The organism is Stenotrophomonas sp. STEN009, assembly GCF_056760395.1.
In genome coordinates, this window is sequence record NZ_JBRRES010000007.1 from 91,231 (window position 1) to 117,566 (window position 26,336).

General features: G+C 68.2%; 31 protein-coding genes. 20 read left to right on the plus strand and 11 right to left on the minus strand.

The window, feature by feature from the left end; all coding sequences use genetic code 11:
* The first annotated feature begins 86 nt into the window (after positions 1-86).
* The 10 genes from ACVOMM_RS05180 (at position 87) to rnfB (ending at position 9,451) form a co-directional block, all read left to right on the plus strand.
* Positions 87-539: a DUF4442 domain-containing protein gene (locus tag ACVOMM_RS05180; RefSeq protein WP_065174907.1), complete on the plus strand. Its 453-nt coding sequence runs from the start codon at positions 87-89 to the stop codon at positions 537-539.
* 54 nt (positions 540-593) lie between these two features.
* The gene (locus tag ACVOMM_RS05185) at positions 594-1,277 is read left to right on the plus strand and encodes a DUF502 domain-containing protein (RefSeq protein ID WP_053520126.1); all 684 of its coding nucleotides are present in this window, start codon (positions 594-596) and stop codon (positions 1,275-1,277) included.
* Positions 1,274-2,059: a queuosine precursor transporter gene (locus tag ACVOMM_RS05190; RefSeq protein WP_053520127.1), complete on the plus strand. Its 786-nt coding sequence runs from the start codon at positions 1,274-1,276 to the stop codon at positions 2,057-2,059. Before ACVOMM_RS05185 ends, ACVOMM_RS05190 begins: the two co-directional genes overlap by 4 nt.
* 94 nt (positions 2,060-2,153) lie before the next feature.
* The gene (locus tag ACVOMM_RS05195; protein WP_481525951.1) at positions 2,154-4,085 is read left to right on the plus strand and encodes a DUF885 domain-containing protein; all 1,932 of its coding nucleotides are present in this window, start codon (positions 2,154-2,156) and stop codon (positions 4,083-4,085) included.
* 16 nt (positions 4,086-4,101) lie between these two features.
* Positions 4,102-5,172 (plus strand): serine hydrolase domain-containing protein, encoded by a 1,071-nt coding sequence (locus ACVOMM_RS05200; RefSeq protein WP_481525952.1) that lies wholly within the window; start codon positions 4,102-4,104, stop codon positions 5,170-5,172.
* Entirely contained in the window at positions 5,169-5,573 is a 405-nt protein-coding gene (gene gloA2 / locus ACVOMM_RS05205) for an SMU1112c/YaeR family gloxylase I-like metalloprotein (RefSeq protein ID WP_053519946.1), read from the plus strand. The genes ACVOMM_RS05200 and gloA2 overlap by 4 nt, the downstream gene beginning before the upstream one ends.
* 148 nt (positions 5,574-5,721) lie before the next feature.
* Positions 5,722-6,165: a DUF2147 domain-containing protein gene (locus ACVOMM_RS05210; protein WP_053519945.1), complete on the plus strand. Its 444-nt coding sequence runs from the start codon at positions 5,722-5,724 to the stop codon at positions 6,163-6,165.
* Between the two features lie 102 nt (positions 6,166-6,267).
* Positions 6,268-8,346, plus strand: coding sequence for a methionine--tRNA ligase (gene metG / locus ACVOMM_RS05215; protein WP_180876108.1), 2,079 nt, complete (start codon positions 6,268-6,270; stop codon positions 8,344-8,346).
* Positions 8,347-8,421: 75 nt separating this feature from the next.
* Positions 8,422-9,012, plus strand: a complete 591-nt coding sequence (locus ACVOMM_RS05220; RefSeq protein WP_065174860.1) for an HAD family hydrolase — start codon at positions 8,422-8,424, stop codon at positions 9,010-9,012.
* 25 nt (positions 9,013-9,037) lie between these two features.
* Positions 9,038-9,451 carry an Rnf electron transport complex subunit RnfB gene (rnfB, locus tag ACVOMM_RS05225; RefSeq protein WP_080375344.1) on the plus strand — a complete coding sequence of 138 codons (414 nt, stop codon included), beginning with the start codon at positions 9,038-9,040 and terminating at the stop codon, positions 9,449-9,451.
* Between the two features lie 49 nt (positions 9,452-9,500).
* Here rnfB and ACVOMM_RS05230 read toward each other — a convergent pair whose 3' ends face one another.
* Positions 9,501-9,848, minus strand: a complete 348-nt coding sequence (locus ACVOMM_RS05230; RefSeq protein ID WP_049426796.1) for a RidA family protein — start codon at positions 9,846-9,848, stop codon at positions 9,501-9,503.
* A gap of 158 nt (positions 9,849-10,006) precedes the next feature.
* Here ACVOMM_RS05230 and mprF point away from each other — a divergent pair, with 158 nt between their 5' ends.
* Positions 10,007-12,571, plus strand: a complete 2,565-nt coding sequence (gene mprF / locus ACVOMM_RS05235; protein WP_065174859.1) for a bifunctional lysylphosphatidylglycerol flippase/synthetase MprF — start codon at positions 10,007-10,009, stop codon at positions 12,569-12,571.
* A 52-nt stretch (positions 12,572-12,623) separates the two neighbouring features.
* On the opposite strand, the gene ACVOMM_RS05240 is transcribed toward mprF, so the two are convergent.
* The 4 genes from ACVOMM_RS05240 to ACVOMM_RS05255 all read right to left on the minus strand — a co-directional run bounded on the left by ACVOMM_RS05240 (position 12,624) and on the right by ACVOMM_RS05255 (position 15,501).
* Complete coding sequence (locus tag ACVOMM_RS05240; RefSeq protein WP_481525953.1) at positions 12,624-13,967, minus strand: virulence factor family protein; 1,344 nt, start codon at positions 13,965-13,967, stop codon at positions 12,624-12,626.
* 93 nt (positions 13,968-14,060) lie between these two features.
* Positions 14,061-14,678: a DUF998 domain-containing protein gene (locus tag ACVOMM_RS05245; RefSeq protein ID WP_053519940.1), complete on the minus strand. Its 618-nt coding sequence runs from the start codon at positions 14,676-14,678 to the stop codon at positions 14,061-14,063.
* Positions 14,675-14,848 carry an oxidoreductase-like domain-containing protein gene (locus ACVOMM_RS05250; RefSeq protein WP_065174857.1) on the minus strand — a complete coding sequence of 58 codons (174 nt, stop codon included), beginning with the start codon at positions 14,846-14,848 and terminating at the stop codon, positions 14,675-14,677. The genes ACVOMM_RS05245 and ACVOMM_RS05250 overlap by 4 nt, the downstream gene beginning before the upstream one ends.
* Before the next feature lie 50 nt (positions 14,849-14,898).
* Entirely contained in the window at positions 14,899-15,501 is a 603-nt protein-coding gene (locus tag ACVOMM_RS05255; protein ID WP_053519939.1) for an HD domain-containing protein, read from the minus strand.
* Positions 15,502-15,730: 229 nt separating this feature from the next.
* Here ACVOMM_RS05255 and ACVOMM_RS05260 point away from each other — a divergent pair, with 229 nt between their 5' ends.
* On the plus strand, positions 15,731-16,879 hold the full coding sequence (locus tag ACVOMM_RS05260; protein WP_262218620.1) for a tetratricopeptide repeat protein: 1,149 nt from the start codon (positions 15,731-15,733) through the stop codon (positions 16,877-16,879).
* 7 nt (positions 16,880-16,886) lie between these two features.
* Here ACVOMM_RS05260 and ACVOMM_RS05265 read toward each other — a convergent pair whose 3' ends face one another.
* Positions 16,887-17,222 carry a zinc ribbon domain-containing protein YjdM gene (locus ACVOMM_RS05265; protein WP_065181821.1) on the minus strand — a complete coding sequence of 112 codons (336 nt, stop codon included), beginning with the start codon at positions 17,220-17,222 and terminating at the stop codon, positions 16,887-16,889.
* Between the two features lie 167 nt (positions 17,223-17,389).
* Here ACVOMM_RS05265 and ACVOMM_RS05270 point away from each other — a divergent pair, with 167 nt between their 5' ends.
* From ACVOMM_RS05270 to ACVOMM_RS05280, 3 genes are all read left to right on the plus strand, one after another.
* A complete protein-coding gene (locus ACVOMM_RS05270; protein ID WP_065174856.1) occupies positions 17,390-18,751 on the plus strand; it encodes an Hsp70 family protein in 1,362 nt (453 codons plus the stop codon).
* 229 nt (positions 18,752-18,980) lie between these two features.
* Positions 18,981-19,274 (plus strand): YkgJ family cysteine cluster protein, encoded by a 294-nt coding sequence (locus ACVOMM_RS05275; RefSeq protein WP_080375345.1) that lies wholly within the window; start codon positions 18,981-18,983, stop codon positions 19,272-19,274.
* 11 nt (positions 19,275-19,285) lie between these two features.
* Positions 19,286-19,468, plus strand: a complete 183-nt coding sequence (locus tag ACVOMM_RS05280; RefSeq protein ID WP_053519936.1) for a hypothetical protein — start codon at positions 19,286-19,288, stop codon at positions 19,466-19,468.
* A 48-nt stretch (positions 19,469-19,516) separates the two neighbouring features.
* Here ACVOMM_RS05280 and ACVOMM_RS05285 read toward each other — a convergent pair whose 3' ends face one another.
* Genes ACVOMM_RS05285 through ACVOMM_RS05295 form a run of 3 tightly spaced genes read right to left on the minus strand, consistent with a single transcriptional unit; the run spans position 19,517 to position 21,521 of the window.
* Positions 19,517-20,398, minus strand: a complete 882-nt coding sequence (locus ACVOMM_RS05285; RefSeq protein ID WP_481525954.1) for a DUF4097 family beta strand repeat-containing protein — start codon at positions 20,396-20,398, stop codon at positions 19,517-19,519.
* An 8-nt stretch (positions 20,399-20,406) separates the two neighbouring features.
* The gene (locus ACVOMM_RS05290; RefSeq protein ID WP_481525959.1) at positions 20,407-20,940 is read right to left on the minus strand and encodes a hypothetical protein; all 534 of its coding nucleotides are present in this window, start codon (positions 20,938-20,940) and stop codon (positions 20,407-20,409) included.
* 2 nt (positions 20,941-20,942) lie between these two features.
* Positions 20,943-21,521 carry an RNA polymerase sigma factor gene (locus ACVOMM_RS05295; protein ID WP_065174854.1) on the minus strand — a complete coding sequence of 193 codons (579 nt, stop codon included), beginning with the start codon at positions 21,519-21,521 and terminating at the stop codon, positions 20,943-20,945.
* A gap of 124 nt (positions 21,522-21,645) precedes the next feature.
* Between ACVOMM_RS05295 and ACVOMM_RS05300 the strand changes: the two genes are divergently transcribed.
* Positions 21,646-21,825 (plus strand): hypothetical protein, encoded by a 180-nt coding sequence (locus ACVOMM_RS05300; RefSeq protein WP_053519558.1) that lies wholly within the window; start codon positions 21,646-21,648, stop codon positions 21,823-21,825.
* Positions 21,826-21,860: 35 nt separating this feature from the next.
* Entirely contained in the window at positions 21,861-22,454 is a 594-nt protein-coding gene (locus ACVOMM_RS05305) for a mechanosensitive ion channel family protein (RefSeq protein WP_080375333.1), read from the plus strand.
* A 10-nt stretch (positions 22,455-22,464) separates the two neighbouring features.
* Here the strand turns inward: ACVOMM_RS05305 and ACVOMM_RS05310 are convergent, their stop codons facing one another.
* Both ACVOMM_RS05310 and ACVOMM_RS05315 read right to left on the minus strand, forming a co-directional pair.
* Positions 22,465-22,731, minus strand: a complete 267-nt coding sequence (locus ACVOMM_RS05310; protein ID WP_053519557.1) for a DksA/TraR family C4-type zinc finger protein — start codon at positions 22,729-22,731, stop codon at positions 22,465-22,467.
* A 125-nt stretch (positions 22,732-22,856) separates the two neighbouring features.
* Entirely contained in the window at positions 22,857-23,414 is a 558-nt protein-coding gene (locus ACVOMM_RS05315) for a DUF2058 domain-containing protein (protein WP_053519556.1), read from the minus strand.
* A 63-nt stretch (positions 23,415-23,477) separates the two neighbouring features.
* Between ACVOMM_RS05315 and ACVOMM_RS05320 the strand changes: the two genes are divergently transcribed.
* Genes ACVOMM_RS05320 through ACVOMM_RS05330 form a run of 3 tightly spaced genes read left to right on the plus strand, consistent with a single transcriptional unit; the run spans position 23,478 to position 26,336 of the window.
* The gene (locus ACVOMM_RS05320) at positions 23,478-23,978 is read left to right on the plus strand and encodes a M48 metallopeptidase family protein (RefSeq protein WP_053519555.1); all 501 of its coding nucleotides are present in this window, start codon (positions 23,478-23,480) and stop codon (positions 23,976-23,978) included.
* A gap of 48 nt (positions 23,979-24,026) precedes the next feature.
* The gene (locus ACVOMM_RS05325) at positions 24,027-24,725 is read left to right on the plus strand and encodes an RNA pseudouridine synthase (RefSeq protein WP_065181817.1); all 699 of its coding nucleotides are present in this window, start codon (positions 24,027-24,029) and stop codon (positions 24,723-24,725) included.
* Between the two features lie 42 nt (positions 24,726-24,767).
* Positions 24,768-26,336 (plus strand): phospholipase D family protein, encoded by a 1,569-nt coding sequence (locus ACVOMM_RS05330; RefSeq protein WP_481525955.1) that lies wholly within the window; start codon positions 24,768-24,770, stop codon positions 26,334-26,336.

Sequence of the window (26,336 nt, forward strand, 5' to 3'; positions counted from 1 at the left end):
CACGCGCCGCGCCGCGCCGCGCACAGCTACAACATACGCATGCGAATGGTTAGACTTGGGGCCCGTCCTCCGCCCTCGCGATGCACATGAACGCCCGCCTGTTCCGTTTCGGCATCAACCTGTGGCCGCCCTTCCTGTTCACCGGCATCCACGTCACCCGGGTCAGCCCGGACTACCGGCAGATCGACGTCGAGCTGCGCCAGCGCCCCTGGAACCGCAACTACGTGGGCACCCACTTCGGTGGCAGCCTGTTTGCGATGACCGACCCGTTCTGGATGCTGGGCCTGCTGCATATTCTCGGCCGCGACTACTACGTGTGGGACCGCGCCGGCGCGATCGACTTCCTCAAGCCGGGGCGCGGTACCGTGCGCACGTCGTTCCGCATCGACGATGCGCTGCTGGACGAACTGCGCGCCGACGCTGCCGGCGGCGGCAAAGTGCTGCGCTGGTTCAGCAACGATGTGGTCGACGAAAGCGGCGAGGTGGTCGCCCAGGTGCGCAAGCAGGTCTACCTGCGGCTGAAGCCGCACGCTCGCTGATCCCGGCGGCATTCCCCCGCATCATCGGCAAGCGCTGGCCGCTACAATGCGCCCATGTCGCTCGAAGCCCCCTCCCTGGTCCCCCGCCCCTCCCTGCAGCGCCTGTTCCTGACCGGCCTGCTGACCCTGCTGCCGATCTGGCTCACCTGGGTCGTGGTCAAATTCGTGTTCGTGCTGCTGTCGGGCATCTCCAGCCCGCTGGTGGTGCCCCTGTCGGAGCAGATCGCGACCAGCTTCCCGCATTACCTGGGCTGGGTGCGCGCGGAGTGGATCCAGAACACCATCGCGCTGCTGGCGACGCTGCTGGTGATCCTGGCCGTGGGCGTGGCCAGCCGCCGCGTGCTCGGCCAGCGCCTGCTGCGCTGGATCGGCGCGGTGATCAAGCGGATCCCGCTGGCCAGCATCATCTACGACAGCGCCAAGAAGCTGCTGGACATGCTGCAGACCGAACCCGGCAGCACGCAGCGCGTCGTGCTGATCGACTTCCCGCACCGCGACATGAAGTCGGTCGGCCTGGTCACGCGGGTGATCAAGGAACACGGTACCGACCGCGAACTGGCAGCGGTGTACGTGCCGACCACGCCGAACCCGACCTCCGGCTATCTTGAAATCGTGCCGGTGGAACTGCTCACACCCACCGACTGGACCGTGGACCAGGCGATGAGCTTCATCATTTCCGGTGGTGCTGTGGCGCCAGCCAGCGTGCCGTTCACCCGCGCGGGCGAACGCACCGAATGAGCACGACGCCGGTCGAGCGCCCGCTGCAGGACCGCGCGGTCCTGCTGTTCATCGTGCTGGCCGCGTTCTTCTGCGGCAATGCCGTGCTGGCCGAGCTGATCGGAGTGAAGATCTTCGCGCTGGAAGACACGCTCGGCATCGACCCGCTGAACTGGAACCTGTTCGGCCAGACCGGGTCGTTGAGCTTCACCGCCGGCACACTGCTGTGGCCGGTGGTGTTCATCATGACCGACACCATCAACGAGTTCTTCGGCAAGCGCGGGGTGCGTTTCATCTCGTGGTTGGCGGTGGTGCTGATCGCCTACGGCTTCCTGTTCGCTTTCGCGGCGATCTCGCTGGCGCCGGCCAGCTGGTGGGTCACCTCGATGAACGCCCATGGCGTGCCCGACTACCAGGCCGCGTTCGCCGCGGTGTTCGGCCAGGGCATGTGGACCATTGCTGGTTCGCTGGTGGCCTTCCTGCTCGGCCAGCTGATCGACGTGGCCGTGTTCCACAGGATCCGGCAGGCCACCGGCGAGCGCCACGTCTGGTTGCGCGCTACCGGTTCCACCGCGGTCTCGCAGCTGGTGGACAGCTTCGTGGTGATCTGGATCGCTTTCGTGCTCGGCCCGCAGCAGTGGCCGACATCGCTGTTCCTGGCGGTGAGCAGCGTCAACTACGTCTACAAGATGGGCTTTGCGATCGCCCTGATTCCCCTGCTGTACCTGATGCGCCGTGCGATCACCCGATACCTGGGTGTCGAGCGCGCGGCCGCGCTGCGGGCTGCGGCCGCGGCTGACTGAAGACCCAGCGGGCGCCAGCTGACTGCGCCCCCGCGCTGGCCGTACGCGGCCGGATCGTGCAAGCTCCACGGTCTGTGTTCCACGGAAGCTCCTGATGCCGTATTCCACCCGCGCCCTGGCCGCCGCCATTGCCGCGTTGTTCCTGTTCAGCGCCGTTCCGTCGGCCGAAGCTGCGAAGAAGAAGGCCAGCCGGCCCGCTGCGACGCAGAGCCGTCCGGCGGCCAAGCCCAAGGCGCGGCCCAGCACGCGCGCCACCGTACCGGCACGCAGCGCCACCCGCTCCCCCGCGCGCCCGGTCGCCGCCGCCCGCACTGTGCCCAAAACGGTCCAGCTGGAGCGCCTCTATGACGAATACTGGGATGCGTCGATGCGGTTGAACCCGCTGCAGGCGACCTTCCAGGGCGAAACCCGCTACAACGACCAGCTGCCGAACATCCTGTCCGCGGCGTGGCGCCAGCAGTCGCATGACTTCACCGTAGAGTGGCTGGGCAAGGTCGAGAAGATCGGCAGCGACGGACTGCAGGGCCAGGACCTGCTGAGCTACGAGATCTTCGTGCGCGACGCGCGCGCGACCTTGGCCGCCGAGCCGTATCCCAGCTGGATGATGCCGATCAGCCAGTACTACAACGTCGGCAGCATCATGGCCATTCTCGGTGCCGGCGCGGGTGCGCAGCCGTTCAATACCGTGCAGGACTACGACACCTGGTCGCGCCGCTCGCTGGGCATTCCGGCGCTGTTCGACCAGGCCATCGACAACATGCGCCAGGGCATGAAGGCCGGTGTGGTGCAGCCGCGCGACCTGATGGAAAAAGTGCTGCCGCAGCTGGATGCGGTGATCAAGCCGACCGCCGAGGAAAGCATCTTCTGGTCGCCGATCCGGACCATGCCGGAGTCGATTTCCGCCGAGGACAAGGCGCGCATCAGTGCCGAGTACAAGCGCATGATCGAACTGCGCATCATGCCGTCCTACCGCGCCCTGCGCGGCTTCATCGCCACCGAGTACCTGCCGGCCACGCGGACCAGCAGCGGTCTGGGCGCCCTGCCCAATGGCCAGGCGTGGTACGCCAACCTGATCGTGCAGACCACGGCCAGCGAACAGACACCCGCGCAATGGCATGCGCTCGGCGAACAGCGCGTGCAGGAGCTGCAGGCGCAGATCGCCGCAGTGATGAAGGATGCGAAGCTGCGCGGCACGCCGACCAAGCTTCTGCGCAGCATGCGCAGTGATCGCCAGTTCCAGTATGGCGACGCCAACGCGCTGCTCGGCCGCTACCGCCAGGTGCAGCAGCAGGTCGCCACGCGCCTGCCGCAGGTGCTCGACACGCTGCCGAAGGCTGCCCTGGACATCCGTGCAGTGGAGCCCGAGCGTGCGCTCACCGCGGCCGCGGCCTCCTACCAGCCGACACAGCCCGGCGAGGCCGGGGTGCTGTATGTGAACACCCGCGACCTGCCCAGCCGCAAGCGCTGGAACGTGCCGGTGCAGTACCTGCATGAAGGCATTCCCGGCCACCACGTGCAGCTGGGTCTGCAGCAGGAGCTGGCCAAGCAGCCGCGCTTCCGGCGTGCCGGCGGCGACCTGGCCTTCATCGAAGGCTGGGGCCTGTACTCGGAAACGCTGGGGGAAACGCTGGGCGTCTACACCGATCCCTACGACCGCATCGGCTATCTCTCCTCGCGCCTGCTGCGCGCAGCGCGCGTGGTCGCCGACACCGGCGTGCATGCCCAGGGCTGGAGCAAGCAGCAGGCCGTCGCCTACCTGCAGAAGACCGTGGACATGAGCAGCGATGATGCCAATGCCGAAGTGGAGCGGATCATGGCCCAGCCTGCGCAGGCGCTGTCCAATGTGGCCGGCCTGACGACCCTGCTGGCACTGCGCGACAAGGCCAAGGCACGCCAGGGTGCGGCATTCGACCTGCGCCGTTTCCATGCCGAACTGCTGAAGGACGGCTCGATGCCGCTGGACGTGCTGGAGCGGAAGATGGAACGATGGCTGTCACAACCGCCGGGGGCCGCGCCGGCCCCCTGATCGCCACGGAGCCCTCATGCGTCCCGCCACCGTCGTGTTCGCTGCCGTACTGGCCCTGCTGCGGCAGGCCGCGCCTGCCGCACCGGCGGTGATGCCACCGGATGCGGGCATCGATGGCCTGATGCAGGCCTACGATGGCCAGGTGCCGGGAGCAGCGGTACTGGTGCTGCACGACGGGCAGGCGGTGTTCCGCCGCGGGTACGGCCTGGCGGTGGTCGAAGATGGCACCGCGGTGACCGCGGCCAGCAATTTCCGGCTGGCCTCGGTGAGCAAGCAGTTCACCGCCGCCGCCGTGCTGCTGCTGGTGGAAGAGGGCCGCCTGGGCCTGGACCAGCCAGTGCGACGCTGGCTGCCGGAACTTCCCACTGCGGCGTCCTCCGTCACCCTCCGTCACCTGCTGTCGCATACCAGCGGTCTGCCCGACTATGAGGGCCTGATGGACCCCGCCGACAGCCGCCAGGTGCACGATGCGGACGTGCTGGCGCTGCTCGCACGCGAGGACCGGCTGGATTTCACACCGGGCACTGCGTACCGCTACAGCAACAGCGGATATGCGCTGCTGGCGCTGATCGTCGGGCGCGCGTCGGGCCAGGATTTCGCCACCTTCCTGCAGCAGCGGATCTTCGGCCCGCTGTACATGACCCACACCGTCGCCCACCAGGACGGCGTCGATACGGTCACTGCGCGGGCCTACGGCTACAGCTGGCTCGACGGTCGCTGGCAGCGCACCGACCAGAGCACCACCAGTGCCGTGCTGGGTGATGGTGGCATCTATTCCTCGCTGGACGACCTCGCCCGCTGGGATGCCGCACTGTACGACGACCGCCTGCTGTCAGCCGCATCGCGGCGGGCCATGTTCAGCCCGGCCACCGCAACCACCGAACCGGACGTACCGCATTACGGCTTCGGCTGGCGCCTCAACGGCCGCATGCAGTGGCACAGCGGCGAAAGCATCGGCTTCCGCAACGTCATCCTGCGCTATCCGGACCGGCATCTGACAGTGATCGTGCTGAGCAACCGCAACGACCCCGAACCCTATCCGCTGGCGCTGAAGATCGCCCAGCGCTGGCTGGACATCCTGCAATGACCGACGATCCGACCGCCCTGCTGGGCATCCATCATGCCGCGCTGATCTGCAGCGACTATGCGCGCTCGAAGGATTTCTACGTGCGCATCCTCGGCCTGCGCGTACTGGCCGAGAACCACCGTGCCGCGCGCGATTCGTGGAAGCTGGACCTGGCACTGCCCGATGGCGGCCAGCTGGAACTGTTCTCGTTCCCGTCACCACCGCCCCGGCCCAGCCGCCCGGAGGCACAGGGCCTGCGTCACCTGGCCTTCCGCGTGGCCGCGCTGGAGCCATTCATCCAGCGCCTGGCCAGCTGCGGCGTGGACTGCGAACCGGTCCGCGTGGACGAGTACACCGGCCGCCGCTTCACCTTCTTCGCCGACCCGGACGGCCTGCCGCTGGAACTCTACGAAGTCGGCTGATGGCTCGGGGTCAGATCCCTTTTCCATCGGGAAAGGATCTGGCCCCACTCACCTGCTCGACCCGGCACCCCCTTCCCCATACCCCGCCGAATGGGTATACAGTCGGCGTGTACCGGCACCGTGCCGGAATGAACCCTGGGAGGGGACCATGCGCAAGACCTTCAAGACCCTGCTGCTGGCGCTGCCGCTGTGCCTGGCGGCGCTCTCGGCGCAGGCCGCCGATGGCGCGGCCGGCCGCTGGAAGACCATCGACGACAAGACCGGCCAGGTGAAGTCCATCGTCGAGATCAGCCAGGCCGCCAACGGCACGCTGTCCGGCAAGGTGGTGGACATCCTGCACTCGGACAAGGGTCCGAACCCGGTCTGCGATGGCTGTGAGGGTGCCAACAGGAACAAACCGGTGAAGGGCATGACCATCCTCTGGAACCTGAAGGCCGACGGCGCCAGCAAGTGGTCCGGCGGCACCATCCTCGACCCCGCCAACGGCAAGACCTACAAGTCGAAGATGGAACTGCAGCCGGGTGGCAACAAGCTGGACGTCTCCGGCTGCATCGCCTTCATCTGCCGGGCGCAGACCTGGGTACGCGAGTAAGCCACCGGCCCGTCCGTGCATTCCCGTGACCCGGCCCCGGCCGGGTCACCTCGTTGCGGGCATGCGATAATCTGCGGTTCCCCTCGGCTTCACCCCGCGACCATGACCCGTACCGCGCTTGTCACCACCGCCCTGCCCTACGCCAACGGCCCGCTGCATCTGGGCCATCTGGTCGGCTACATCCAGGCCGACATCTGGGTGCGTGCACGGCGAATGAGCGGCGGCAGGACCTGGTTCGTCTGCGCCGATGACACCCATGGCACGCCGATCATGCTCGCAGCCGAGAAGGCCGGGGTAACCCCGGAGGCCTTCATCGCCAGCATCCAGGCCAGCCATGAACGTGATTTCGCCGAATTCGGCGTGGCCTTCGATCACTACGATTCGACCAATTCGGCAGCCAACCAGGCGCTGACCGAGGCGTTCTACCTGAAGCTGGAAGCGGCCGGCCACATCAGCCGCCGTTCGGTGGCCCAGTTCTACGACCCGGCCAAGGGCATGTTCCTGCCGGACCGCTACATCAAGGGCATCTGCCCGAACTGCGGCAGCGCCGACCAGTACGGCGACAACTGCGAAGTCTGTGGCGCGACCTACAGCCCCACCGATCTGAAGGAGCCGAAATCGGTGATCTCCGGCGCTACGCCCGAGATCCGGGATTCGGAGCACTTCTTCTTCGAGGTCGGCCGCTTCGAGGGCTTCCTGCGCGAATGGCTGGCCGGCGACGTCGCGCTGCCCGGGGTGAAAGCCAAGCTGATGGAGTGGCTGGACGCGGAGGGCGGCCTGCGCGCGTGGGACATCTCGCGTGACGCGCCGTACTTCGGCTTCCAGATCCCCGGCCATCCGGGCAAGTACTTCTACGTCTGGCTGGACGCGCCGATCGGCTACCTGTCCAGCTTCCAGACCCTGTGCGGCACGCTCGGCGAGGATTTCCAAGCCCACCTGCGCGCCGGCACCGCCACCGAGCTGCACCACTTCATCGGCAAGGACATCGTCAATTTCCATGGCCTGTTCTGGCCGGCGGTGCTGCACGGCACCGGCCACCGCGCGCCGACCCGCCTGCACGTCAACGGCTATCTGACCGTTGACGGCGCCAAGATGAGCAAGTCGCGCGGCACCTTCGTGATGGCGCGCACCTTCCTCGATGCAGGACTGGAACCGGAAGCACTGCGCTACTACTACGCGGCCAAGTCCGGCGGTGGCGTCGACGACCTCGACCTGAACCTGGGTGACTTCGTCGCCCGCGTCAACGCTGATCTGGTCGGCAAGTTCGTCAACCTGGCCAGCCGCTGCGCCGGCTTCATCAGCAAGCGTTTCGATGGCCTGCTCGCCGCGCAGCTGCCCGATGCCGCCCAGTACCAGCGCTTCATCGACAGCCTGGCGCCTATCCGCGAAGCCTACGAGCGCAACGATCCGGCGGCGGCGATCCGCCTGACCATGACCCTGGCCGACGAAGCCAACCGCTACATCGACGACGTCAAGCCGTGGGTGATCGCCAAGCAGGAAGGAGCCGACGCGCAGCTGCAGGCCGTGTGCAGCCAGGGCCTGAACCTGTTCCGTGTACTGGTCACCGCACTGAAGCCGGTACTGCCTTCCACCGCCGCCCAGGCCGAGGCGTTCCTGGCCGCGCCAGTGGCCGACTGGACCGACCTGGCGCAGCCGCTGCTGGCCCATCGAATCGCTGACTACACCCCACTGTTCACCCGTATCGACCCGAAGAAGATTGACGCCATGATCGACGCCTCCAAGGACACCCTGCAGCCGACCGCCGCTGCCCCCGCCGCCAAGGCCGACGCTGCCAAGTCGGCGGCTGCCGTGCCGGCCAGTGCCGCAACGGCCAGCGCCGAGGCACCGGCCTACATCGGCATCGACGACTTCGCCAAGCTCGACCTGCGCATCGGCAAGGTGCTGGTGTGCGAGTTCGTGGAGGGTTCGGACAAGCTGCTGCGCTTCGAGCTGGATGCCGGCGAACTGGGCAAACGGCAGATCTTCTCCGGCATCCGTGCCAGCTACGGCGAGCCGGAAGCGCTGGTCGGCCGCAGCGTCGTGTTCATCGCCAACCTGGCCCCGCGCAAGATGCGCTTCGGCCTGAGTGAAGGCATGATCCTGTCGGCAGGTTTCGATGGTGGCGCGCTGGCGCTGCTGGACGCCGACAGCGGCGCGCAGCCGGGCATGCCGGTCCGCTGATGCACTGCGCGGGTGCGGCCACGGCCGCTCCCGCCGGTCACGGCAACGACGGGACGCACCACGGGAGGCATCGGAATGGAACTGGCGCTGTTCGACTTCGACCATACCGTCACCACCTGCGATACCTATGGCCGCTTCCTGCGCCGCGTGGCCACCGCCGAGCAGCTTGCGCAGGCGTGGTGGAAGGTGGGTCCGTGGCTGGCGGCGTACCGGCTGAAACTGATCTCGGCCGAACGCATCCGCGCCCGCGTCACCCGCCTCACCTTCAGCGAGCGCCACGCCGACGACATCGCAGCGCTGGCCACCGGCTTCTCGCGCGAGTTCCTGCCCGAGGTGGTGCGCCCGGAAATGCTGGAACAGATCCGCTGGCACAAGGAACAGCAGCACACCGTGGTGGTCGTGTCCGGTTCGCTGGATCTGTACCTGCGTCCCTGGTGCGAAACGCTGGGTCTTGAACTGATCTGCAACCGCCTTGAAAGCCGGGACGGACGCCTGACCGGCCGGTACCACGGCGGCGATTGCGGTCCTCGCAAGGTCGAGCAGATCCGTCGCCGTTTCGATCTGTCGCGTTACACGCGCATCCACGCTTATGGCGACAGCGCAGAGGACCGGCCGATGCTGGCCCTCGCCCACGAACGTTGGTTCCGTGGCAAACCCCTGAAATGATCCCTACGCGCAGCCTTCGCCACGCATGAGCCTGATTCCGCCGCTGACCGAACGCCTGGACCGACTGTTGCCGCAGACGCAATGCGGACAATGCGGCTATGACGGTTGCCGCCCCTATGCGCAGGCGATGGCGCGCGGCGAGGCGGGCGTGGACCGCTGCCCGCCGGGCGGCGATGCGGGCGCGCGTGCACTGGCCCAGGTACTGGGTGTGCCGGCACTGCCGTTTGATCGTACGCGCGGCGAACACAAGGCGCCGCAGGTTGCGGTGATCGTCGAGGCCGACTGCATCGGCTGCACCAAGTGCATCCAGGCCTGCCCGGTGGACGCGATTGTCGGCGGCGCGAAGTACATGCATACCGTGATCGCCGACCTGTGCACGGGCTGCGAGTTGTGCATTCCACCGTGTCCGGTGGACTGCATCGTGCTGCGGGAACGGTAGCGGTGCCAGCTCCCTTCCGGCAGGAAAGGGAGCTGACACCCGCCCGCCGTTACGGCACGGCCGCCGTCACCACGATCTCGACCTTCCACTCGGCGTGTGCCAGCTTGGCTTCGACCGTGGCGCGGGCCGGGGTCGCACCCTCGACCACCCATTCGTCCCACGCCTTGTTCATGCCGTCGAAGTCGGCCATGTCGGCCAGGAACACCTCCGCGCGCAGCACATGCTGGCGATCACTGGCCACCAGTGCCAGCAGCTTGTCGATCTCGGCCAGCACCTGCCGGGTCTGTCCGGTGATGTCCTGGCTGGTGTCCTCCGGAATCTGGCCGGAGAGGTAGGCAACCTTGTTGTACACGGTCATTTCGGACATGCGCGGTCCGACGTCGTAACGCTCCATCATGGGCGTGGCTCCTGCGGGTGATCAGGCCTGCATTGTCCTCCAAACCGGCGGCGGGTGGGTGTCCTGCACCACCGCTGTTCAAATGCCTTCGAGAGGCGCACGATGCGCCACGCCCGCGTTGACACCGCCCTCGCCCTCCCTGCCGCACCCTTGCGCCGATGACCGTCCCTTCCGATCCCGCAACCGCTCCGTCCATCCCGGTCTGGAAGCGGCTGCTTACCATCTTCGTTCCCCTGCTGATCCTGGCCCTGGCCCTGCATGGCCTGGCCGGCGAGTTCGACGAACATGGCTATCGCGCCATCCGCCAGGCGTTCCATGCACTCAGCGCAACGCAGATCGCACTGACCGTGACGCTGGGCCTGGCCAGTTATGCCTGCCTGATCGGCTTCGATGCCATCGGCCTGCGACGCAGCGGCATCCGCGTGCATCCCGCGCGCATCGGCATCACCGCGTTTCTCGCCCACACCCTGGGCCAGACCGTCGGCTTTGCGGCCTTGACCGGCGGCGCGGTGCGCCTGCGGGGCTATCGCGGTGCCGGGCTGGATCTGGCCCAGATCGGCCAGGTCGTGCTGATGAGCACGCTCGGTTTCATGTTCGGTGCATGGCTGTTGATCGGCCTGGCGTTATGCCTGGAACCCTCAGCGGCGGCGCTGGCGCTGCCGTTGGATTCCGGCGCCGTGCGCGCGGTCGGCATTGCCGCCCTGCTCGCCTATCTGGCCACGGTGCTGCTGGTCGGCCGCAGCGGACGCCAGTTCCGTGTGTTCGGCCACGCCCTGTGGCTGCCCGACCGGCTGACCATGCTCGGCGTCACCGCGCTCAGCGTGATCGAACTGGTGCTGGCCAGTGCAGCGTTCTACGTGCTGCTTCCGGACTCCACGCCCACCGGGCTTCCCGGCTTCGTCGGCCTGTACCTGGTGGCGGTGCTGGCAGGCCTGGTCTCGACCGTCCCGGCCGGCCTGGGCGTGTTCGAGTGGAGCCTGCTCAAGCTGCTGCCGCAGGTGGCACCGGCGGCGGTGCTGGCGGCCGCGCTGATCTACCGCGTCACCTACTACGTCCTGCCGCTGCTGCTGGCCACCGTGCTCGCGCTTGCGCCTGCACTGCGGCGACCGCTGCGGGCCAGCGCCGGCGCCACCCGCGCCGGCTGGAACGCGCTGCGCCCCTGGCTGCCGCAGATCATCGCGTTGGCGGCTTTCAGCATCGGCGCCGCCCTGGTCATCGATGGCACCTTGCCGACCCCGCGTCGCCATCTGCTCAATGCATCGCTGCCGATCCTGGAAACATCGCACCTGATCGGCAGTCTTGGCGGTGTCGCCCTGCTGCTGATCGGCCAGGGCCTGGCCCGGCGCAGCCACGCCGCTTGGATGCTGGCGATGGCGGTCTGCGTGATCACGCCGCTGCCGCTGTGGCTGCGCGGCGGTCAACCGTTGATCGCGGTATCGGCCGTACTGGTCGCGATGGCACTGTGGGCCGCACGCCGTGAGTTCTACCGCCAGGGTGCGCTGCTGGATGAGGCGTGGTCGTGGCCATGGTTGCGCAACCTGGGGCTGGTCCTGGTCGCGGTCACCTGGCTGCTGTTCTTCACGTACAGCCATGTCGAGTACCAGAACGAACTCTGGTGGCAGTTCGCACTGTCCGGCAACGCACCGCGTGCGCTGCGTGCGCTGCTGGTGGTAGCCATTGCCCTGGTGATGTTCGGCCTCGCCCGCCTGCTGCACAGCACGCGCAGCCCGCTGCCGGCCGCTGACGAGGCCACGCTGCAGGCGTTGGCACCGGTGCTGGCCAGCGCCACCGACACCCAGGCCTGCCTGGTGCTGACCGCCGACAAGGCAGTGCTGCGCGACGATGCCCGGCAGGGCTTCGTGATGATGCAGCGCTACGGCGGCTCGTTAATCGCGATGGGTGATCCGGTCGGCCCGCCGGAGGTCGCACGTGCGTTGATCTGGCGTTTCCGTGAGGAAGCCGACCGCCTCGGCCTGCGCCCGGTGTTCTACCAGGTGGGCGAAGCCTACTGGCAGACCTATCTGGATCTCGGCCTGGGCCTGGTCAAGCTGGGCGAGGAGGCGATCGTGCCGCTGCACGACTTCGGTCTGGAAGGCCGCGAACGCGCCGACCTGCGCCAGGCATGGAACCGCGGCAAGCGCAGTGGCCTGTCGTTCCGGGTGGCGCCGGTGGAAGAGGTCCCCAGCCTGCTGCCGCGCCTGCATGCGATCTCCAATGCCTGGCTGGAAGACAAGTCCGGTGACGAGAAAGGATTCTCGCTGGGCAGCTTCGATCCCGATTACCTGGTGCGTTTCCCGGTCGCGCTGGTCGAGGCCGAAGGTCGGATCGTCGCCTTCGCCAACCTGTGGCAGGCGCCAGCCGGTGCCGAGCTGTCGGTGGACCTGATGCGGCACGTCAGCGACGCGCCGAAAGGCACGATGGATTTCCTGTTCATCGAACTGTTCCTGTGGGGCCGGGCCCAGGGCCATGCGCGTTTCTCGCTGGGCATGGCGCCCCTGTCCGGGCTGGCCCAGCATCGCCTGGCGGGCCGCTGGAATCGTCTTGCCGGCCTGCTGGCACGGCATGGTGAGCGCTTCTATGGCTTCAGTGGCCTGCGCCGCTTCAAGTCGAAGTTCGATCCGCAGTGGCGCCCGCGCTACCTGGCGGCGCCCGGTGGCATGCACCTGCCGGCAGCCCTGCTGGACGCCACCCGCCTGATTTCGCTGGATCCACGCCGCGGCTGAGCCACCCGACCGCCGGGCATGGCCCGGCGCTGCTCCTGCAGGCGTGTGCTGATTACGCGCCGCCCTTGAGGATGACCTCGGCCAGACGATCGTAGTCGCCACCGAAATGGTGGTCGCCAGGCAACCGGATCCTGCGCACGCCCTCGTTCGCAGGCAGGTCCGGACACAGCGCGTCCTCATCCTTGTCGCCATAGACGCACAGGGTCTTGGCCGCCGGCAACCTGGCCACTTCCGGCGCGATCGGCAGGCCATCGCCGCCACCGCCCAGCCAGTTGCTGACATGGAACTCGAAATCGGCCTTCCGCCCCACGGAGAGCAGCACGATGCGCTCGAGTGCTTCGCGGCTGCCGGCATCGAGCCGGTTGATGGTGGCCGGCAGCACGTCGGCGCCCTGCGAGAAGCCGATCAGCATCACCTTGTCGCGCTGCCATTGCTGGCGGTAGTGGTCGATGATCTTCTGCAGGTCAGCGGCAAACCCCTCCGGCGTGCGTTCGCTCCAGAAATAACGCAGCGAATCGATGCCCACCACGGCCACGCCGTGTTCGGCCAGCGACGAGGCCACGTCCTTGTCCAGTCCCGCCCAGCCGCCATCACCGGAAACGAAGATCGCCAGCGTATCGCCGTCACCGCGCGCGGGGACTTCCACCACGGGCAGGCCCTTCAACGCCGCCGGCGGCGGTGCCAGGCTGATGCCGGCCTGCGCACCGATCACCCGCGCGGCAGCCACCAGTCCCGGCGTGGCATCGCCGCGGGCGCTGCGCTTGAATCCGCGCGCCATCGCGACCTGCTGCACGAACGGACCCGCTCCCTGACCCCTGCAGCCCATATCGCCGATGGCATTCAACCAGGGAAAGTTCAGTTCGGCCGGTTGCAGCCGCCCCTCCTTGACGCCGTCTCCGCAGACCATGCGTTCGTGGGCATGGTCGGGACAGAAACCGGAGGTCAGCAGGCCGGCGAACACCTGGGTGTCGGCCTGTGCGGCCAGGCTGTAGGCCAGCTCGGCACCCTCACCATCGCCGCCGACCAGCGGCAGGTGATATCCCGGCAGGTGCAGGAACGCCTGCACCCAGCGCGAGAAATTCTCGACGTCGCCAGCACCGAACGAACAGGTGCTGTCGCCTTCGCGTTCAAGAACACCCCGCAGGTGCGCCACATCCACCGCCGCCACCAGCGCACCGTCGGCACGCAGTGCTTCGATCGGCGCCAGGCTGGCAGCGCCATAGGGACCTTCGTGGAACCAGATCACCACCCGCTGCGGCACTCCCGCCGGCAGATGCACCGGCACCTGCTCGAATCGGCCATGGCTGACCTGCTGCACGGATGCCGCGGCCACCGCCGGCAACGCCGCCAGCGCCATCACCAGTCCCATCGCCCTGCCCAACCCTGCACGCGTCATGTCGCAACCCCAGTGGAATGCGCACACGATACGCCGCCACCGCGTGCACGACACGTACCGGTCACGGCCGTTCGCCGGGCCCGCGGCCAGGGTTCAGGCGCGTGTGCGCGCCAGACCGCGCCGGTACAGGGTGACGGCCAGCCAGAGCAGCCAGCCGACGATCACGGCGATCACCAGCTTCTGCCCCAGCCCGCGCGGCGGCCCGTCACGCCAAAGCACATGCAGCCACAGCAACGCGAAGGCCAGCCAAGCCCAGCCCCACAGCAGGGCAGCACTGCGTTGCCAGCCCGGCTCGCGACGCAGGTACCACGCCTGCAGCAGCATGCCGACGCTGGCACACAGGAAGGCCGTGTTGGCAGCCACGCCATGCACCAGCGGCGCCAGCAGCGGCGTCGCCTGCGGCAGCCAGCTGTCGCCGATGGCGACCGTCGCCAGGCCCAGGGCGGACACGGTGAACAGCAGCGGCGCGGCCGCGCTGCGGCGGGGCCCCACGCTGTGACGATAGAGCGCGATGCCGAGCGCGGCGATCGCCACCGCCAGCAGGCAGTAGGCGGCGCGCAGCGCCAGACCCCAGGGACCGTGCAGGTACAGGCTCAGGGTCGCGCGCATCCAATCCAGATCAGCGCGCGCGAACTGCGTCCACAGGGCCGTCGCCACGAACAACAGGAGCGCCACCAGGGCCAGCAGCGCAGCCGGACGCGCTCCGGTCATGGCGTGGCCTCCGGGTGCCGCGCCTTCCATTCGGCCAACGCCTTGCGGTAACGCTGCAGCTCTTCGGCATACAGATCGAGTACGCACAGCGGGCAGCCGCTGCCGCAGCACTCGTTGGGACCAGGTTCTTCCGGTGCGGTTGGCCGGGGATCAGGATCGGGAACGGACACGGTGGGCGGCGCTACCTTGCAGATGCAGGCCGCCAGTGTAACTGCCCCGCTCAGGTGTCCAGCCGGCGGCGCAGGTTCGCGCGTGCCGCGGCATCCAGGCGCTGGTGGAAGAAGTCGCTGAGGAAGATCCGCGGTGCGCGCAGCAGCCCCTGCAGGAAGCGGCGGCGGCCGGCGCGGTACAGGAAACCCGGGACCACCCCCTGGTACTCCTCGGCCACACCACGATCGTAGGCATCGAACACCGGTGCAGGCGCGCCCAGGATCGCCATGTCGCAATCCAGGAACAGCGCCGCTTCGGCGTCGACATCCGCAGGACCGAGTTCGCCATGACGGGCAGTCAGCAGGATCAGCTGCTCGACGCGGGCGGCGTCGATGCCCGCCAGCGCAGGCTCCTGCGCGATGGCCTGCACGGCCAGTGCCGCCGAGCGTGCCTCGTTGTCCTTGCGTCCCGCCTCGTAGACCGCATCGTGGTAAAGCGCGGCCAGAAAGACCTCGGCGGGCTGCCGCCAACCCGGTCCATCGGCGACGTCCTGGCAGTGCTGCAGCACCGCGCGCACGTGGCCAAAGTGATGGTACGCGCGTGGCGGCGTGGCATATCGGTCCTGCAACGCCTGCCACTGCGCCGGATCGAGCGGGATCGGGGCGAAGTCCATGCCGGCATGATCCTGCCAGACGCCCCGGCCAGCAAGCTGGACAATAATTCACCACGCACTCACAGCCGCCGTCCGGCAAGGGCGGAGCACAGTTGTCCACAGCTTTGCCGAGCGCTGGTCCACATCGCCTGTGGATGACCGCGCCGCCGACCGACGGTCGATGCACGGGCGCACGGGCAGGACTACACTCGGCGGCAGGCGGATGCGCCCGCCGCTGCCGGGAATTGCCATGCAACGTCCTGCCACCCGATTCCTGCTGCTCGCCCTGCTCGCGCTGGCAGCGCCGGCCGCCGTCGCCCTGGACGGTCCTGCCGCCGCACCGGCCGTTCAGTACCGCCCCGCCCCAGCGAGCGTGCCGACCGCAGACGAAGTGCTGGCGATTCCGCCGGCGCTGCGCGCGATGCTGACCCGACAGGTGATCGCGCGCAGCCACTCGCGCGACCAGCGCCTGCAGGCCCTGGTGGAGATGATCTTCGATCGGCAGGGACTGGATCTGCAGTACGACGCCGACGCGACCTATACCGTCGGCGAAGTCTGGCAGTACCGCCGCGCCAACTGCCTGGCATTCACGCTGCTGTTCGTGTCGCTGGCACGCGAGGCCGGCATCCAGGCCCGGGTGCAGGAAGTCGGCAGCGTGGTGTCCTGGTATCAGGAGCAGGACCAGGGCGTGGTCTACAGCGTCGGCCACGTCAATGCCGGGGTCGACGTCGGCGGCCGCTTCGGCACGGTCGATCTGGACCGCAACGTGCTGTACGACCGCCACGGCCCGCAGCCGATCGACCGTGCCCGTGCGTTGGCGCACTTCTACAACAATCGTGGCGCCGAACGCATGGCCAGCGACGATCTGGATGGTGCCCGGGTGTTCTTCGATGCAGCGGTGGCGCAGGACGCGCGATTCGCACCGGCCTGGAACAACCTGGGCGTGCTGGACAACCGGAAGGGAGACACCGCCGGCGCACGTCGTGCGCTGGAAATGGCACTGCGCCTGGACGGCCGTCAGGATGCGGCACTGAACAACGCCAGTGCGCTCTACCGGCGGTTGGGCCTGGTGGCAGCAGCGCAGCAGCTGGAGCGCCGCCTGCGCGCCGTACAGCGCGAGGATCCGTTTGCCCAGTACATGCTCGGGGCCCGCGCCGAACGCGCAGGCGACCTGGCGGAGGCCATCCGCTGCTACCGCCGGGCGGTGCGCCTGTACGATGCCGCACACCAGTTCCATTTCGGCCTGGCGAGGGTGTACTTCCTCGCCGGCCAGCTGGCCCGCGCCGACAAGGAACTGACACGGGCCCAGGAACTCGGCGGGGCGCCGCAGCAGGCCCGCTACCAGGCCAAGCTGGACAGCCTGGCCCGCTGGCGGGCGCAGCAGCAGGCCAGGCGCTGAGGGCCCGTCAGGCCTTCTTGAGGAAGCAGGTTTTCAGCACCAGCCCCTTGATCTTGTCCGAGTTGCCTTCGATGTGCTCCGCATCGTCCTCGACCAGCCGGATGTTGCGGATCACCGTGCCCTGCTTGAGCGGAATCGAGGAGCCCTTGACCTTCAGGTCCTTGATCACGGTAACGGTGTCGCCGGCCTGCAGGGTGTTGCCGTTGCTGTCACGCACGACCAGCGCCTGCCCCGCGCTCTCCTCGGCGGTCCATTCGAAGCCGCAATCGGCGCAGATCCACAGCGCGCCATCGGCATAGGTGTTTTCCAGGGTGCACTGCGGACAGGCGGGAACGGACGACATTGCAAGTACCTCAAAATGAATCAACGGCCGCCATTGTAACCGCCCGCTCTTTTCACCCGTTCTCCCGCGGCCGCTCCCCCTGCCCGCCCGAGATGGCCGGCAGGCGCTTGCAGCGGACCGCAAACTGCAGCAGAGTGCGCGGCCCTTGTCCGTCCCTGGAATTCCGCATGCGCCTCGGCATCGACTTCGGTACCAGCAATTCTGCCGCCGCCATCGTGCACGAGGGCCGCCTGTTGCCGATCCGCTTCGGCGATGCCGAACAGTTCCGCACCAGCGTCTACTTCCCGGGCGTGGTACCCGATCCGGACGACTTCCAGCCCGATGCCAGCCAACAGCATGCGCTGGAGCAGATGATCGACAGCGCGGCACGTGCCGCCCGCGCTGCCGGCCAGGAGCGCCCGCCGCAGGCACTGCGCCGCGAAGCACTGCGCGCACTGCGCCGCGAATGGATGGAAGCCCGTGCCCGCGAAGCGCGCAGCGCCAGCGACCTGCTGCAGAACGCGATCTACGGCGATGACGCGCTGGAAGCCTATTTCGAGGAGCATGAAGGCAACCTCGTGCAGAGCCCCAAGTCGATGCTCGGCTACAACCTGCACCCGCGCGCGAAGCAGACCATCACCGGCATTGCCGCGCATATCCTTGAGCACATCCGCCTGACCGCCAGCGCGCAGCTCGGCCAGCCGCTGCGCACCGCCCTGCTCGGCCGCCCCGTGCAGTTCCGCAGCTCGATCGGCGAGGCCGGCAACGCGCAGGCGCTGGACATCCTGCGCGAGGCGGCGGCGCAGGCCGGCTTCGACCACATCGATTTCCTGGAAGAACCTGCCGCAGCGGCGATGCACTATCACGCCGGAAGCGCGACACGGCACCGGGCCGTGATCGTCGACATCGGCGGTGGCACGACCGACATCGCCCATGCCGAAGTGGGGGGACCGGTGCCCCCGCATATCCACCGTGCCTGGGGCATTGCCCGTGGCGGCACCGACATCGACCTGGCCCTGAGCCTGTCCAGCTACATGCCGCTGTTCGGTCGTGGCATCACCCGCGTGCCCGCCCACCACTACGTGGAAGCCGCCACCGTGCAGGACATGACCCGCCAGCGCGACTTCCGCCAGCACAACTACGATGCGGTCGACGCACCCTGGGGCCCGCGCCTGCAGGCACTGCAGGACACCGGCAACACCGCGCGCCTGTACCGTGATGTCGAGCGCGCCAAGATCGCCCTGAGCAGTTCTGCCACGCACCGCAGCACGCTGGACTACATCGGCCGCGACCTGCACGCCGACAGCAGTGCCGAGGGCCTGGCCAGTGCGGCCCATGGCTACCTGGAACAGATCCGCACGCTGCTCGCCCAGGTGCGCAGCGACATCGGCGGCGACCCGGACGCGGTGTTCCTGACCGGTGGCATGTCCCGTGCGGGCTACCTGCGCCAGGCCGTGGCGGAGGCGTTTCCGGGTGCCCGGATGGTCCACGGGGAGCCTTCACTCGGGGTGGTACAAGGCCTGGCGCTGGCCGCAGCCAGCCGGGATTAACAAAACGTTACGCAGGGTTTGCTACCCTCGGTAGGCTTGATCCACAGCTGTACCTTCCATCGGCCCTGCCGATGTGTGTTCCGGGTGCAGCGCGGCCCGCCACGCGGGTCTTGCGGCCGTGCCTTCCTGGCTCGTTCATGGCCGCGCATCACCCGAGCCGCCATCGAGACCCGCTTTGGGCACCCGCCAGGCCCCTGTGGCCTTACAACCTGACGCCGCACCTGCACCCATCGACTGCCGCCGTTGTGACGCGGTCTGTTGCCGGCTGCCGGTACTGCTGCAGCCCGGCGACCACGTGCCCGGCCAGTTCCTCGCGCGCGACGCCCACGGCCGGGCCGTGATGGCGCGCAACGAGGAAGGCTGGTGCGCGGCGATCGATCCCTATCACCTGCGCTGCACGATCTATTCGCAGCGCCCGGCGATCTGCCGCCAGTTTTCGATGGGCGGCGATGACTGCCGCCGCGAGCGGCAGGATTACCTGCGCCAGGCCGATGCCTGTGCGCTTTCCTCCCCTTCCACCTGACAGGAGCAACCATGCCCCGCAAGGCAAAGACCCCCGCGAAGGCTAACAACAGCATCCGTAGCGAACGCAAGGGTGCAGCCGCCAGTACTGTGGTCAGCAGCGACTCGATCGCGTCTGACCTGGCCGCGTTCCGCAAGGCCGGTGGCAAGATCGAAGTGCTGGGTACGACCTGGGCGCTGAAGAAAGCCAGCTGACCCTCCCTGACCGCGGCGGCGCTGCCGCCGCGGCCTGCCGGTCGATGCTCAGCGGTCCAGTCGGACCCGCACGCTGCCCGAATGCGACTGGATGCGGATATCGCCGTCACCGCCCCCCAGCCGCGTGTCGAGATTGCTGCCCGGCCCATAACGCGGCCGCTCCACCGTGCCGGCATCACTGTTGATCGAGCCGCTGAAGCTGTTCACCGACAGCTGCGCCGATACGGTCCGCGGCAACCGCAGATTGACCGATGCGCTCACCGATTCGACGTTGATGCGCCCCCCCGGCGCCAGACCGGCAGCGGCCAGTTCGATGCTGCCTGACACCGTCTCCACCGCCAGGCGCTGGATGCGCCCCGCATCGACATCCACGCGTCCGGACACGGTCTGCGCACCGATGTCGCCGGACACGCCTCCCCCCGCGTCAATGCGGCCGCTGACGGTGTTCACGTCCAGCCGCGGCGTCTGCAGGCGGGCAGTGACGCTGCCGCTGACCGTGTTGAGCTTGGTGTCGCCGCTGCGGCCTGCCGCGGACAGGCTGCCGCTGACCGTATCGGCCTGCAGCCGACGCACATCGATGCCACTGATGTCCTGGCTCGCACTGACGGTGCTGAGCAGCAGTTCCGCCGAGCGCGGCACGTTCAACACCAGGGTGGCCCCGCCATTGTTGCTGCGGCGTGGATATTCCACCTCCCACCGCACGCGGTTGGCACTCTTCTCCTGACGCAGCTGCAGGCCGTCGCTGAGGCTGCCGGTGAGCTGGACCTCGTTGCGCTCCCAGCCGCGCACGGTGACCTTGCCGGCCACGTTGCTCAGTTCAATCCGGCCACCGGTGGCGAGTGCATGGCGTTCGTCGACGCGCGTGTCGGCCAGTGCCACAGCCGGTACCAGCAGCAGCGCGGCGCAGCAGAAAAGAAGGGGTCGCATCATGGGTCTCCTCAGGTTGTCAGTCCGGCGGCGGCCTGCGCCGCCTGCCGGGTCAGTTCCAGCCGCAGCGCATAGGTGCGCTTGAGCTGTCCAAGCAGGTGCGGCGCACGTGGATCCTGCGCCATCGCCGCGCGGATCTGCTCCGCGCTGCGGTCGAGTTCGTGCAGGGCCGGTTGCCACTCCGCTGCCCCGCCCTGCGGCAGGGAGGCCACCGCCTGCTGGTACTGCTCGGTCATCGCTGCGGCCTGCAGCTGCAGCCCGGAAGGCGCCGGCGTGGCCTGCGGCGGCTGCCACCACGGTGCCACCGCGTAGACCGCCAGGCTGGCGGCCAGCGCCGCGCCCACCGGCAGCCACCAGCGCCGTCGCGGACGCGGCGTCATCGCCACCACCGTGCCTGCTGCCGGGAGCGGTCCGGGGGCAGACCCGCGCAGTGGCAGGCTGGCCGACAGCCGCGCCCAGCCGTCCTCCGGAACGCTGCGCTCGCGGGGCAAGGCGCGCAGGCGCGCGAGCAGGTCGTGGTCGTGGTCGTAGTCGGGGTCGTTCATCGTCATGTCATGTCTCCCAGCCGTGCACGCAGCAAGCCACGCGCACGATGCAACTGTGCCTTGGAACTGCCGACAGCCATCTGCAGCTGCTCGGCGATTTCCTGGTGTTTCCAGCCTTCGATGTCATGCAGCACCAGCACCGCCCGCGCCCGCGGGGGCAGCGTCGCCAGCGCACGTTCCAGGTCGCGCTCCGTGCCGGCGCAGCGGTCATGCACGGCCAGCTCCGGTACACCACCGTCCACGTCATCCAGGCTGTCGTGATCGTGTCCTCCCGCCCGGCCGCGCAGTTCCATCAGCGCGGCATTGACCCCGAGACGATGCAGCCAGGTCGACAGGCTGCTTTCGAAACGGAACCCGGGCAGTGCCTTCCACGCCTGCAGGAACGCTTCCTGCAGCGCATCCTCCGCACGTGCCTGCTGGCCGCCACACAGCCTCCACAGCACGGCGAACACCCGTGGCGCATGGCGTCGATACAGCAGTTCGTAGGCCGCTGTATCGCCACCGGCTGCCGCCCGTACCAGGGCGGGTTCGTCGACGGCGTCGGAGGCAGCAGGCGGTGCGGGCATGGTGGTGTCGAGCATAGTCCTTGGATGCGCCAGTCCCGCAGAAGGTTTAGATCGGATTCCTGCCAGGCACGATGCAACCTTTTCGGCGGCCGCTGCATCCATGGAGGGTCCTTCGTGAAATACCGTCCGGGAGCCCGCCATGTCCAGCCCATCGTGTGCCGCCCTGCTGGCCGTCGCTGCCTGCGTCGCGCTGCAGGTGCTTGGCCTGTCGCTGCAGCTCCACCCCGAGCGCGGCCGGGCCTGCCTGCAGCAGCAGCGCCAGGAGCTGGTGTGCCTGGCGTGGAGGCCGATGGTCGAATCGCCGGCACGTGCCGGGTAACATCGGCGACCACCACCGCTACCTGCTGTCGCCCCATGATGTTGTCGCTGAAGGATCACCTGCCGGCCTGGACCCATCCCTGGCTGCACAACATGGGCATCGCCCTGCAGATCGCGCTCGTCCTGCTGGCCGCCTGGCTGCTGCGGCTGCTGGCGCGCCGCCTGATCCGCCGCTTCGCCGACCACTACACCCTGCCGCCGGAAATGGTGATGGGCGCGCGCCGCATCACCAGTTTCGTGGTCTATTTCAGTGCACTGCTGTACATCCTGAGCCTGCTGGGGGCCTCACCGGCAGTGCTGTGGACGGCATTCACGGGCTTTGCAGCCGTCGGTGCGGTGGCCTTCTTCGCGGCCTGGAGCGTGCTCTCCAACATCTTCTGCACGCTGCTGATCTTCACTACCCGCCCGTTCCGCCTGCATGACTACATCGAGGTGCTGGAGAACGGCGAGAAGCCCGGACTGAAGGGCCGGGTGATCGATGTGAACCTGATCTACACCACGTTGCAGGAGACCGGCGAAGGCCACGAAGGCACGGTGCTGCAGCTGCCGAACAACCTGTTCTTCCAGCGCACCGTACGCCGCTGGCGCGATCCGGCACAGGCGCCGGGCGGCATCCAAGGCGACGGCTGAGCCGCCCACATCAACGCAGCTGGCTGTCTTTGCTGCCGCGACGGTTGTAGCTGCTGTGCGCCTGCTCTTCCTCATCGTGCGCCTGCTGGCAGGCCACGCACAGCCGTACGCCGGGCACGGCGTTGCGCCGCGCCAACGGAATCGGTGCGTCGCATTCCTCGCAGTGCTCCAGACCCGGGCCCTGGCGCAGCTGGCGCCGCGCGCGGGCAATCGCATCGTCTACCGTCGCGTCGATCTGGTCCTGGACCGCGCCATCTCCCGCCCAACCGGTAGCCATGTCCGTCCTCCGCAGGTGTGTGGCCTGATATGGGGACGATACACCCACGGAAAAGGCCGGGCAGTGCCCCGCCCGGCCCGTGCTTCAGCTACCTGTCTGCCCGTGGGGACGCCTGCGGCAGCGGCTTACCAGACCAGATCGTCAGGAATCTGGAACTGCGCGTAATAGGCATCATCTTCGGCGTTGCCGGTGGAGATCTCCTCCGTCGAGCCCGGCTGCCCGTGGTCGACCACGATGGCTTCCGGCGCACGCTCGCGCACCTTTTCCGCCGCAGCACGGGGCAGCAACGCGTAACCCTCGCCCTGGGCGACTATGACCAGCACGCCCACCGACAGCGCCTTGCGCAGCTTGGGGTCGATCAGCAGGGTACGGATCGTGCTGCCATCGCTGAAGCGATACTCGTCCTCGCCCTTATGCGGCACGGCATGGGCGGCGATGATCTGCTTTGCCTGCGCCTTCTGCTCGGCCAGCCTGGCCTGTGCGTTGCGCTCGGCGGCCAGGGCACGATCACGCTCGATCTTCTCGGCGCGGGCGCGTTCAGCCTCACGCTGCACCTCGGCCGACGTCGATTCAGCCTTGCCCTGGCGCGCCTTGGCCTGTTCGCGTGCGGCGGCGCTGGCCTGCGACTTCTTGGCCAGGCCGGCCTTGAGCAATTGTTCCTGCAGCGCGTTGGGCTTTGCCATGGTCGGTGCGTACCGCGTGTAATCTTGGATGCCCCCATTCTACCGACGCCCCGCCGCCCCTGCATGGCAGTCCTGAAGTACCTCACCGGTTATCCCGAACCCCTGGTCGCCCAGGTCAGCGAACTGCTGGCGCAGGGCCGGCTCGGCCCGTGGCTGCAGCAGCGCTATCCCGAGCCCCATGAGGTGCGCAGCGACCGCCAGCTCTACGACTACACCCAGGAGCTGAAAGACCGCTACCTGCGCAAGTCGGTACCGCTCAACAAGGTCTGCTACGACAACACGCTGGAAGTGATCAAGCATGCATTGGGCACGCATACCGCCATTTCCCGCGTGCATGGCAGCCGCCTCAAGGCCAGCCGCGAGATCCGCATCGCCACGGTGTTCCGGCAGGCGCCGGCCGCCTTCCTGCGCATGATCGTGGTGCACGAGCTGGCGCATCTGAAGGAAGCCGACCACAACAAGGCCTTCTACCAGCTCTGCCAGCACATGGAGCCCGATTACCTGCAGCTGGAATTCGACACCCGCCTGTACCTGACCGAGCTGGCCAACCGCAGCCAGCGCTGACCGCGCGCAGGGGCTACACTGCGCGGCCCCCGCCCGACCTGCCCGCCCATGGAACCGATACGCCTCGACAAACGCTTGTCCGCCCTGCTCGGCATCCCGCGCGGCGAAGCGCGGCGCTACATTGAAGGTGGCTGGGTCACGGTCGATGGCGAGGTGGTCGAACAGCCACAGCGCCCGGTCGATGACACTGCGGTGATCGTGGTCGATGAACAGGCCAATGACAGCAAGGCCGAGCGCGTGGGCATGCTGCTGCACAAGCCGGCTGGTGCTGCCGCCGAAACCCTGTGTGCGCTGGTCAGCAGCAACAGCCACAGCGCTCTGGACGCCAGCGGCATCCGGCCACTGCAGCGCCATTTCCACGGGTTGCAGCTGGCTGCGTCCCTGCCCGCGGCAGACAGCGGCCTGGTCGTGGTCAGCCAGGACCCGGCCACGCTGGCCCACCTGCAGCGCAATCTCGGCCGCACCGAACAGGAGTATCTGGTCGAAGTGGCAGAAGGCGGGCCGGAACGGGGCCCCTGGCTGCTGGCCCGGCTGCAGCAGGAGTCGGGCGGGGCCAAGGTGAGCTGGCAGAGCGAGCAGCGGCTGCGCTTCGCCGGCAAGGGGCTGACGGCCAAGGGCCTGAAGACCGCGGTGGCTGCCGCCGGCCTGCAGGTCACCGCCCTGCGCCGCCTGCGCATCGGCCGGGTGGCACTGGGCCCGCTGCCGCCGGGACAGTGGCGCTACGTGGGCAGCGACGAACGGTTCTGACGCCCGCCGCCGCGCGGCACGCCGATCCACTAGCATGGGGCCATGAGCCCGCCTGCGCCTGTGTGGCGACGCCTGTTGCGCGTCGTTGCGATCATCTTCGCCATCCTTCTGCTGCTGGTCCTGTCCGGACTGCTGCTGGCCGACCACCTGACGCCACAGGCGCACGGTGAGCCGTCGCACGTACTGCCGCTGCAACCGGCGCAGACCCGCATCGACCAGCAGGTCGTGCCGCTGCAGGAGGCGCACCCCGGGCAATCCGGCGTGGCCTTCCTCGGCGATGGCATGGATGCATTCGCGGCGCGCGCGATGATCACCGCGCAGGCCGGGCGCAGTCTGGACCTGCAGTACTACATCTGGCACGACGACCTGATCGGTCACCTGATGGCCAGAGCGCTGCATGACGCCGCCGAGCGCGGGGTGCGCGTGCGCATCCTGCTGGACGACATGAATGCCAAGGACAAGGACGCGCTGATGATGGCGCTGGACCGGCATCCGAACATCGAGATCCGGCTCTACAATCCGTTCCGCAACCGCAGCGGCATCCTGCGCATGGTGGAGATGGTGCAGCGCTTCTTCAGCGTGAACCACCGCATGCACAACAAGAGCTGGATCGCCGATGGCCGTGTTGCCATCGTCGGTGGCCGCAACATCGGCGAGGAGTATTTCAGCGCGCGCACGGATGTGAACTTCCAGGACCTGGACCTGCTGGTCGCCGGCCCTGCCGTTGCACAGGCGAACCGGATATTCGACGACTACTGGAACAGCCCGGCGGCGATTCCGGTCTCCGCGCTGGCCTTCCATACCGACGCGCAGCTTCGCCTTCTGGTGCGTGAGTCCGACCATGAAGCGCAGCGCGATGCTGCCCGGCCCTATCTTGCGCGCGTGGCCGAATCACGCCATCGGCAGCGTCCCAGCCCCGAGCCGCTGCACTGGAGCAGCACCGTGCGCATCGTCTCGGATCCGCCGATGAAACACCGCAACGACGACCGCGGCAGCTGGCTCGTTACCGGGCTGATCGGTGAACTGGAGTCTGCGCGCAGCAAGGCCTTGTTGATTTCGCCCTACTTCGTGCCGGGCAACGAGGGCCTGGACGGGCTCTTGGCAATGGCGTCGCGCGGCGTGCACGTGGGCATAGTGACCAACTCCCTTGCCGCCAACGACGTTGCGGCCGTGCACGGCGGCTACATGGGCTACCGCGTGCCCCTGCTGAACGCCGGCGTGCACCTGTATGAGCTGAAGGCACAGGGCCAGGCGGGCGATGCAGGCCTGTTCGGCAGCAGCGGGGCCAGCCTGCACACCAAGGCCTTCCTGGTGGACGACCGCCGTGGCTTTGTCGGTTCCTTCAACCTCGACCCGCGCTCGGCCTATCTCAACACCGAAATGGGGGTGCTGTTCGACGACCCCGTGCTGGGCGCGCAGCTGCGCGACGAGTACCTGCGCCTGGCCGACGCCAGGCACAGCTGGTGGCTGGCAGTGGACAACCGCGATCGGCTGCGCTGGCTGGAGCGTGAGCCTCCGCCGCGCTGGGTGGAGGACGAGCCAGGTGCTACGCGGCGCCAGCGCTGGCTGTCGCGGATCATCAGCTGGCTGCCGGTGGAATCGCAGCTGTAG

Coding starts and splice junctions, on each gene's coding strand:
- ACVOMM_RS05300 (WP_053519558.1), top strand. CDS start 21,646: ATGTCCAGCCCATCGTGTGCCGCCCTGCTGGCCGTCGCTGCCTGCGTC.
- ACVOMM_RS05210 (WP_053519945.1), top strand. CDS start 5,722: ATGCGCAAGACCTTCAAGACCCTGCTGCTGGCGCTGCCGCTGTGCCTG.
- ACVOMM_RS05185 (WP_053520126.1), top strand. CDS start 594: ATGTCGCTCGAAGCCCCCTCCCTGGTCCCCCGCCCCTCCCTGCAGCGC.
- ACVOMM_RS05295 (WP_065174854.1), bottom strand. CDS start 21,521: ATGCTCGACACCACCATGCCCGCACCGCCTGCTGCCTCCGACGCCGTC.
- ACVOMM_RS05255 (WP_053519939.1), bottom strand. CDS start 15,501: ATGGACTTCGCCCCGATCCCGCTCGATCCGGCGCAGTGGCAGGCGTTG.
- ACVOMM_RS05320 (WP_053519555.1), top strand. CDS start 23,478: ATGGCAGTCCTGAAGTACCTCACCGGTTATCCCGAACCCCTGGTCGCC.
- ACVOMM_RS05260 (WP_262218620.1), top strand. CDS start 15,731: ATGCAACGTCCTGCCACCCGATTCCTGCTGCTCGCCCTGCTCGCGCTG.
- ACVOMM_RS05270 (WP_065174856.1), top strand. CDS start 17,390: ATGCGCCTCGGCATCGACTTCGGTACCAGCAATTCTGCCGCCGCCATC.
- ACVOMM_RS05290 (WP_481525959.1), bottom strand. CDS start 20,940: ATGAACGACCCCGACTACGACCACGACCACGACCTGCTCGCGCGCCTG.
- ACVOMM_RS05220 (WP_065174860.1), top strand. CDS start 8,422: ATGGAACTGGCGCTGTTCGACTTCGACCATACCGTCACCACCTGCGAT.
- ACVOMM_RS05330 (WP_481525955.1), top strand. CDS start 24,768: ATGAGCCCGCCTGCGCCTGTGTGGCGACGCCTGTTGCGCGTCGTTGCG.
- ACVOMM_RS05195 (WP_481525951.1), top strand. CDS start 2,154: ATGCCGTATTCCACCCGCGCCCTGGCCGCCGCCATTGCCGCGTTGTTC.
- ACVOMM_RS05285 (WP_481525954.1), bottom strand. CDS start 20,398: ATGATGCGACCCCTTCTTTTCTGCTGCGCCGCGCTGCTGCTGGTACCG.
- ACVOMM_RS05280 (WP_053519936.1), top strand. CDS start 19,286: ATGCCCCGCAAGGCAAAGACCCCCGCGAAGGCTAACAACAGCATCCGT.
- ACVOMM_RS05310 (WP_053519557.1), bottom strand. CDS start 22,731: ATGGCTACCGGTTGGGCGGGAGATGGCGCGGTCCAGGACCAGATCGAC.
- ACVOMM_RS05240 (WP_481525953.1), bottom strand. CDS start 13,967: ATGACGCGTGCAGGGTTGGGCAGGGCGATGGGACTGGTGATGGCGCTG.
- ACVOMM_RS05190 (WP_053520127.1), top strand. CDS start 1,274: ATGAGCACGACGCCGGTCGAGCGCCCGCTGCAGGACCGCGCGGTCCTG.
- ACVOMM_RS05305 (WP_080375333.1), top strand. CDS start 21,861: ATGATGTTGTCGCTGAAGGATCACCTGCCGGCCTGGACCCATCCCTGG.
- rnfB (WP_080375344.1), top strand. CDS start 9,038: ATGAGCCTGATTCCGCCGCTGACCGAACGCCTGGACCGACTGTTGCCG.
- gloA2 (WP_053519946.1), top strand. CDS start 5,169: ATGACCGACGATCCGACCGCCCTGCTGGGCATCCATCATGCCGCGCTG.
- ACVOMM_RS05200 (WP_481525952.1), top strand. CDS start 4,102: ATGCGTCCCGCCACCGTCGTGTTCGCTGCCGTACTGGCCCTGCTGCGG.
- ACVOMM_RS05325 (WP_065181817.1), top strand. CDS start 24,027: ATGGAACCGATACGCCTCGACAAACGCTTGTCCGCCCTGCTCGGCATC.
- ACVOMM_RS05265 (WP_065181821.1), bottom strand. CDS start 17,222: ATGTCGTCCGTTCCCGCCTGTCCGCAGTGCACCCTGGAAAACACCTAT.
- ACVOMM_RS05315 (WP_053519556.1), bottom strand. CDS start 23,414: ATGGCAAAGCCCAACGCGCTGCAGGAACAATTGCTCAAGGCCGGCCTG.
- metG (WP_180876108.1), top strand. CDS start 6,268: ATGACCCGTACCGCGCTTGTCACCACCGCCCTGCCCTACGCCAACGGC.
- mprF (WP_065174859.1), top strand. CDS start 10,007: ATGACCGTCCCTTCCGATCCCGCAACCGCTCCGTCCATCCCGGTCTGG.
- ACVOMM_RS05230 (WP_049426796.1), bottom strand. CDS start 9,848: ATGATGGAGCGTTACGACGTCGGACCGCGCATGTCCGAAATGACCGTG.
- ACVOMM_RS05245 (WP_053519940.1), bottom strand. CDS start 14,678: ATGACCGGAGCGCGTCCGGCTGCGCTGCTGGCCCTGGTGGCGCTCCTG.
- ACVOMM_RS05180 (WP_065174907.1), top strand. CDS start 87: ATGAACGCCCGCCTGTTCCGTTTCGGCATCAACCTGTGGCCGCCCTTC.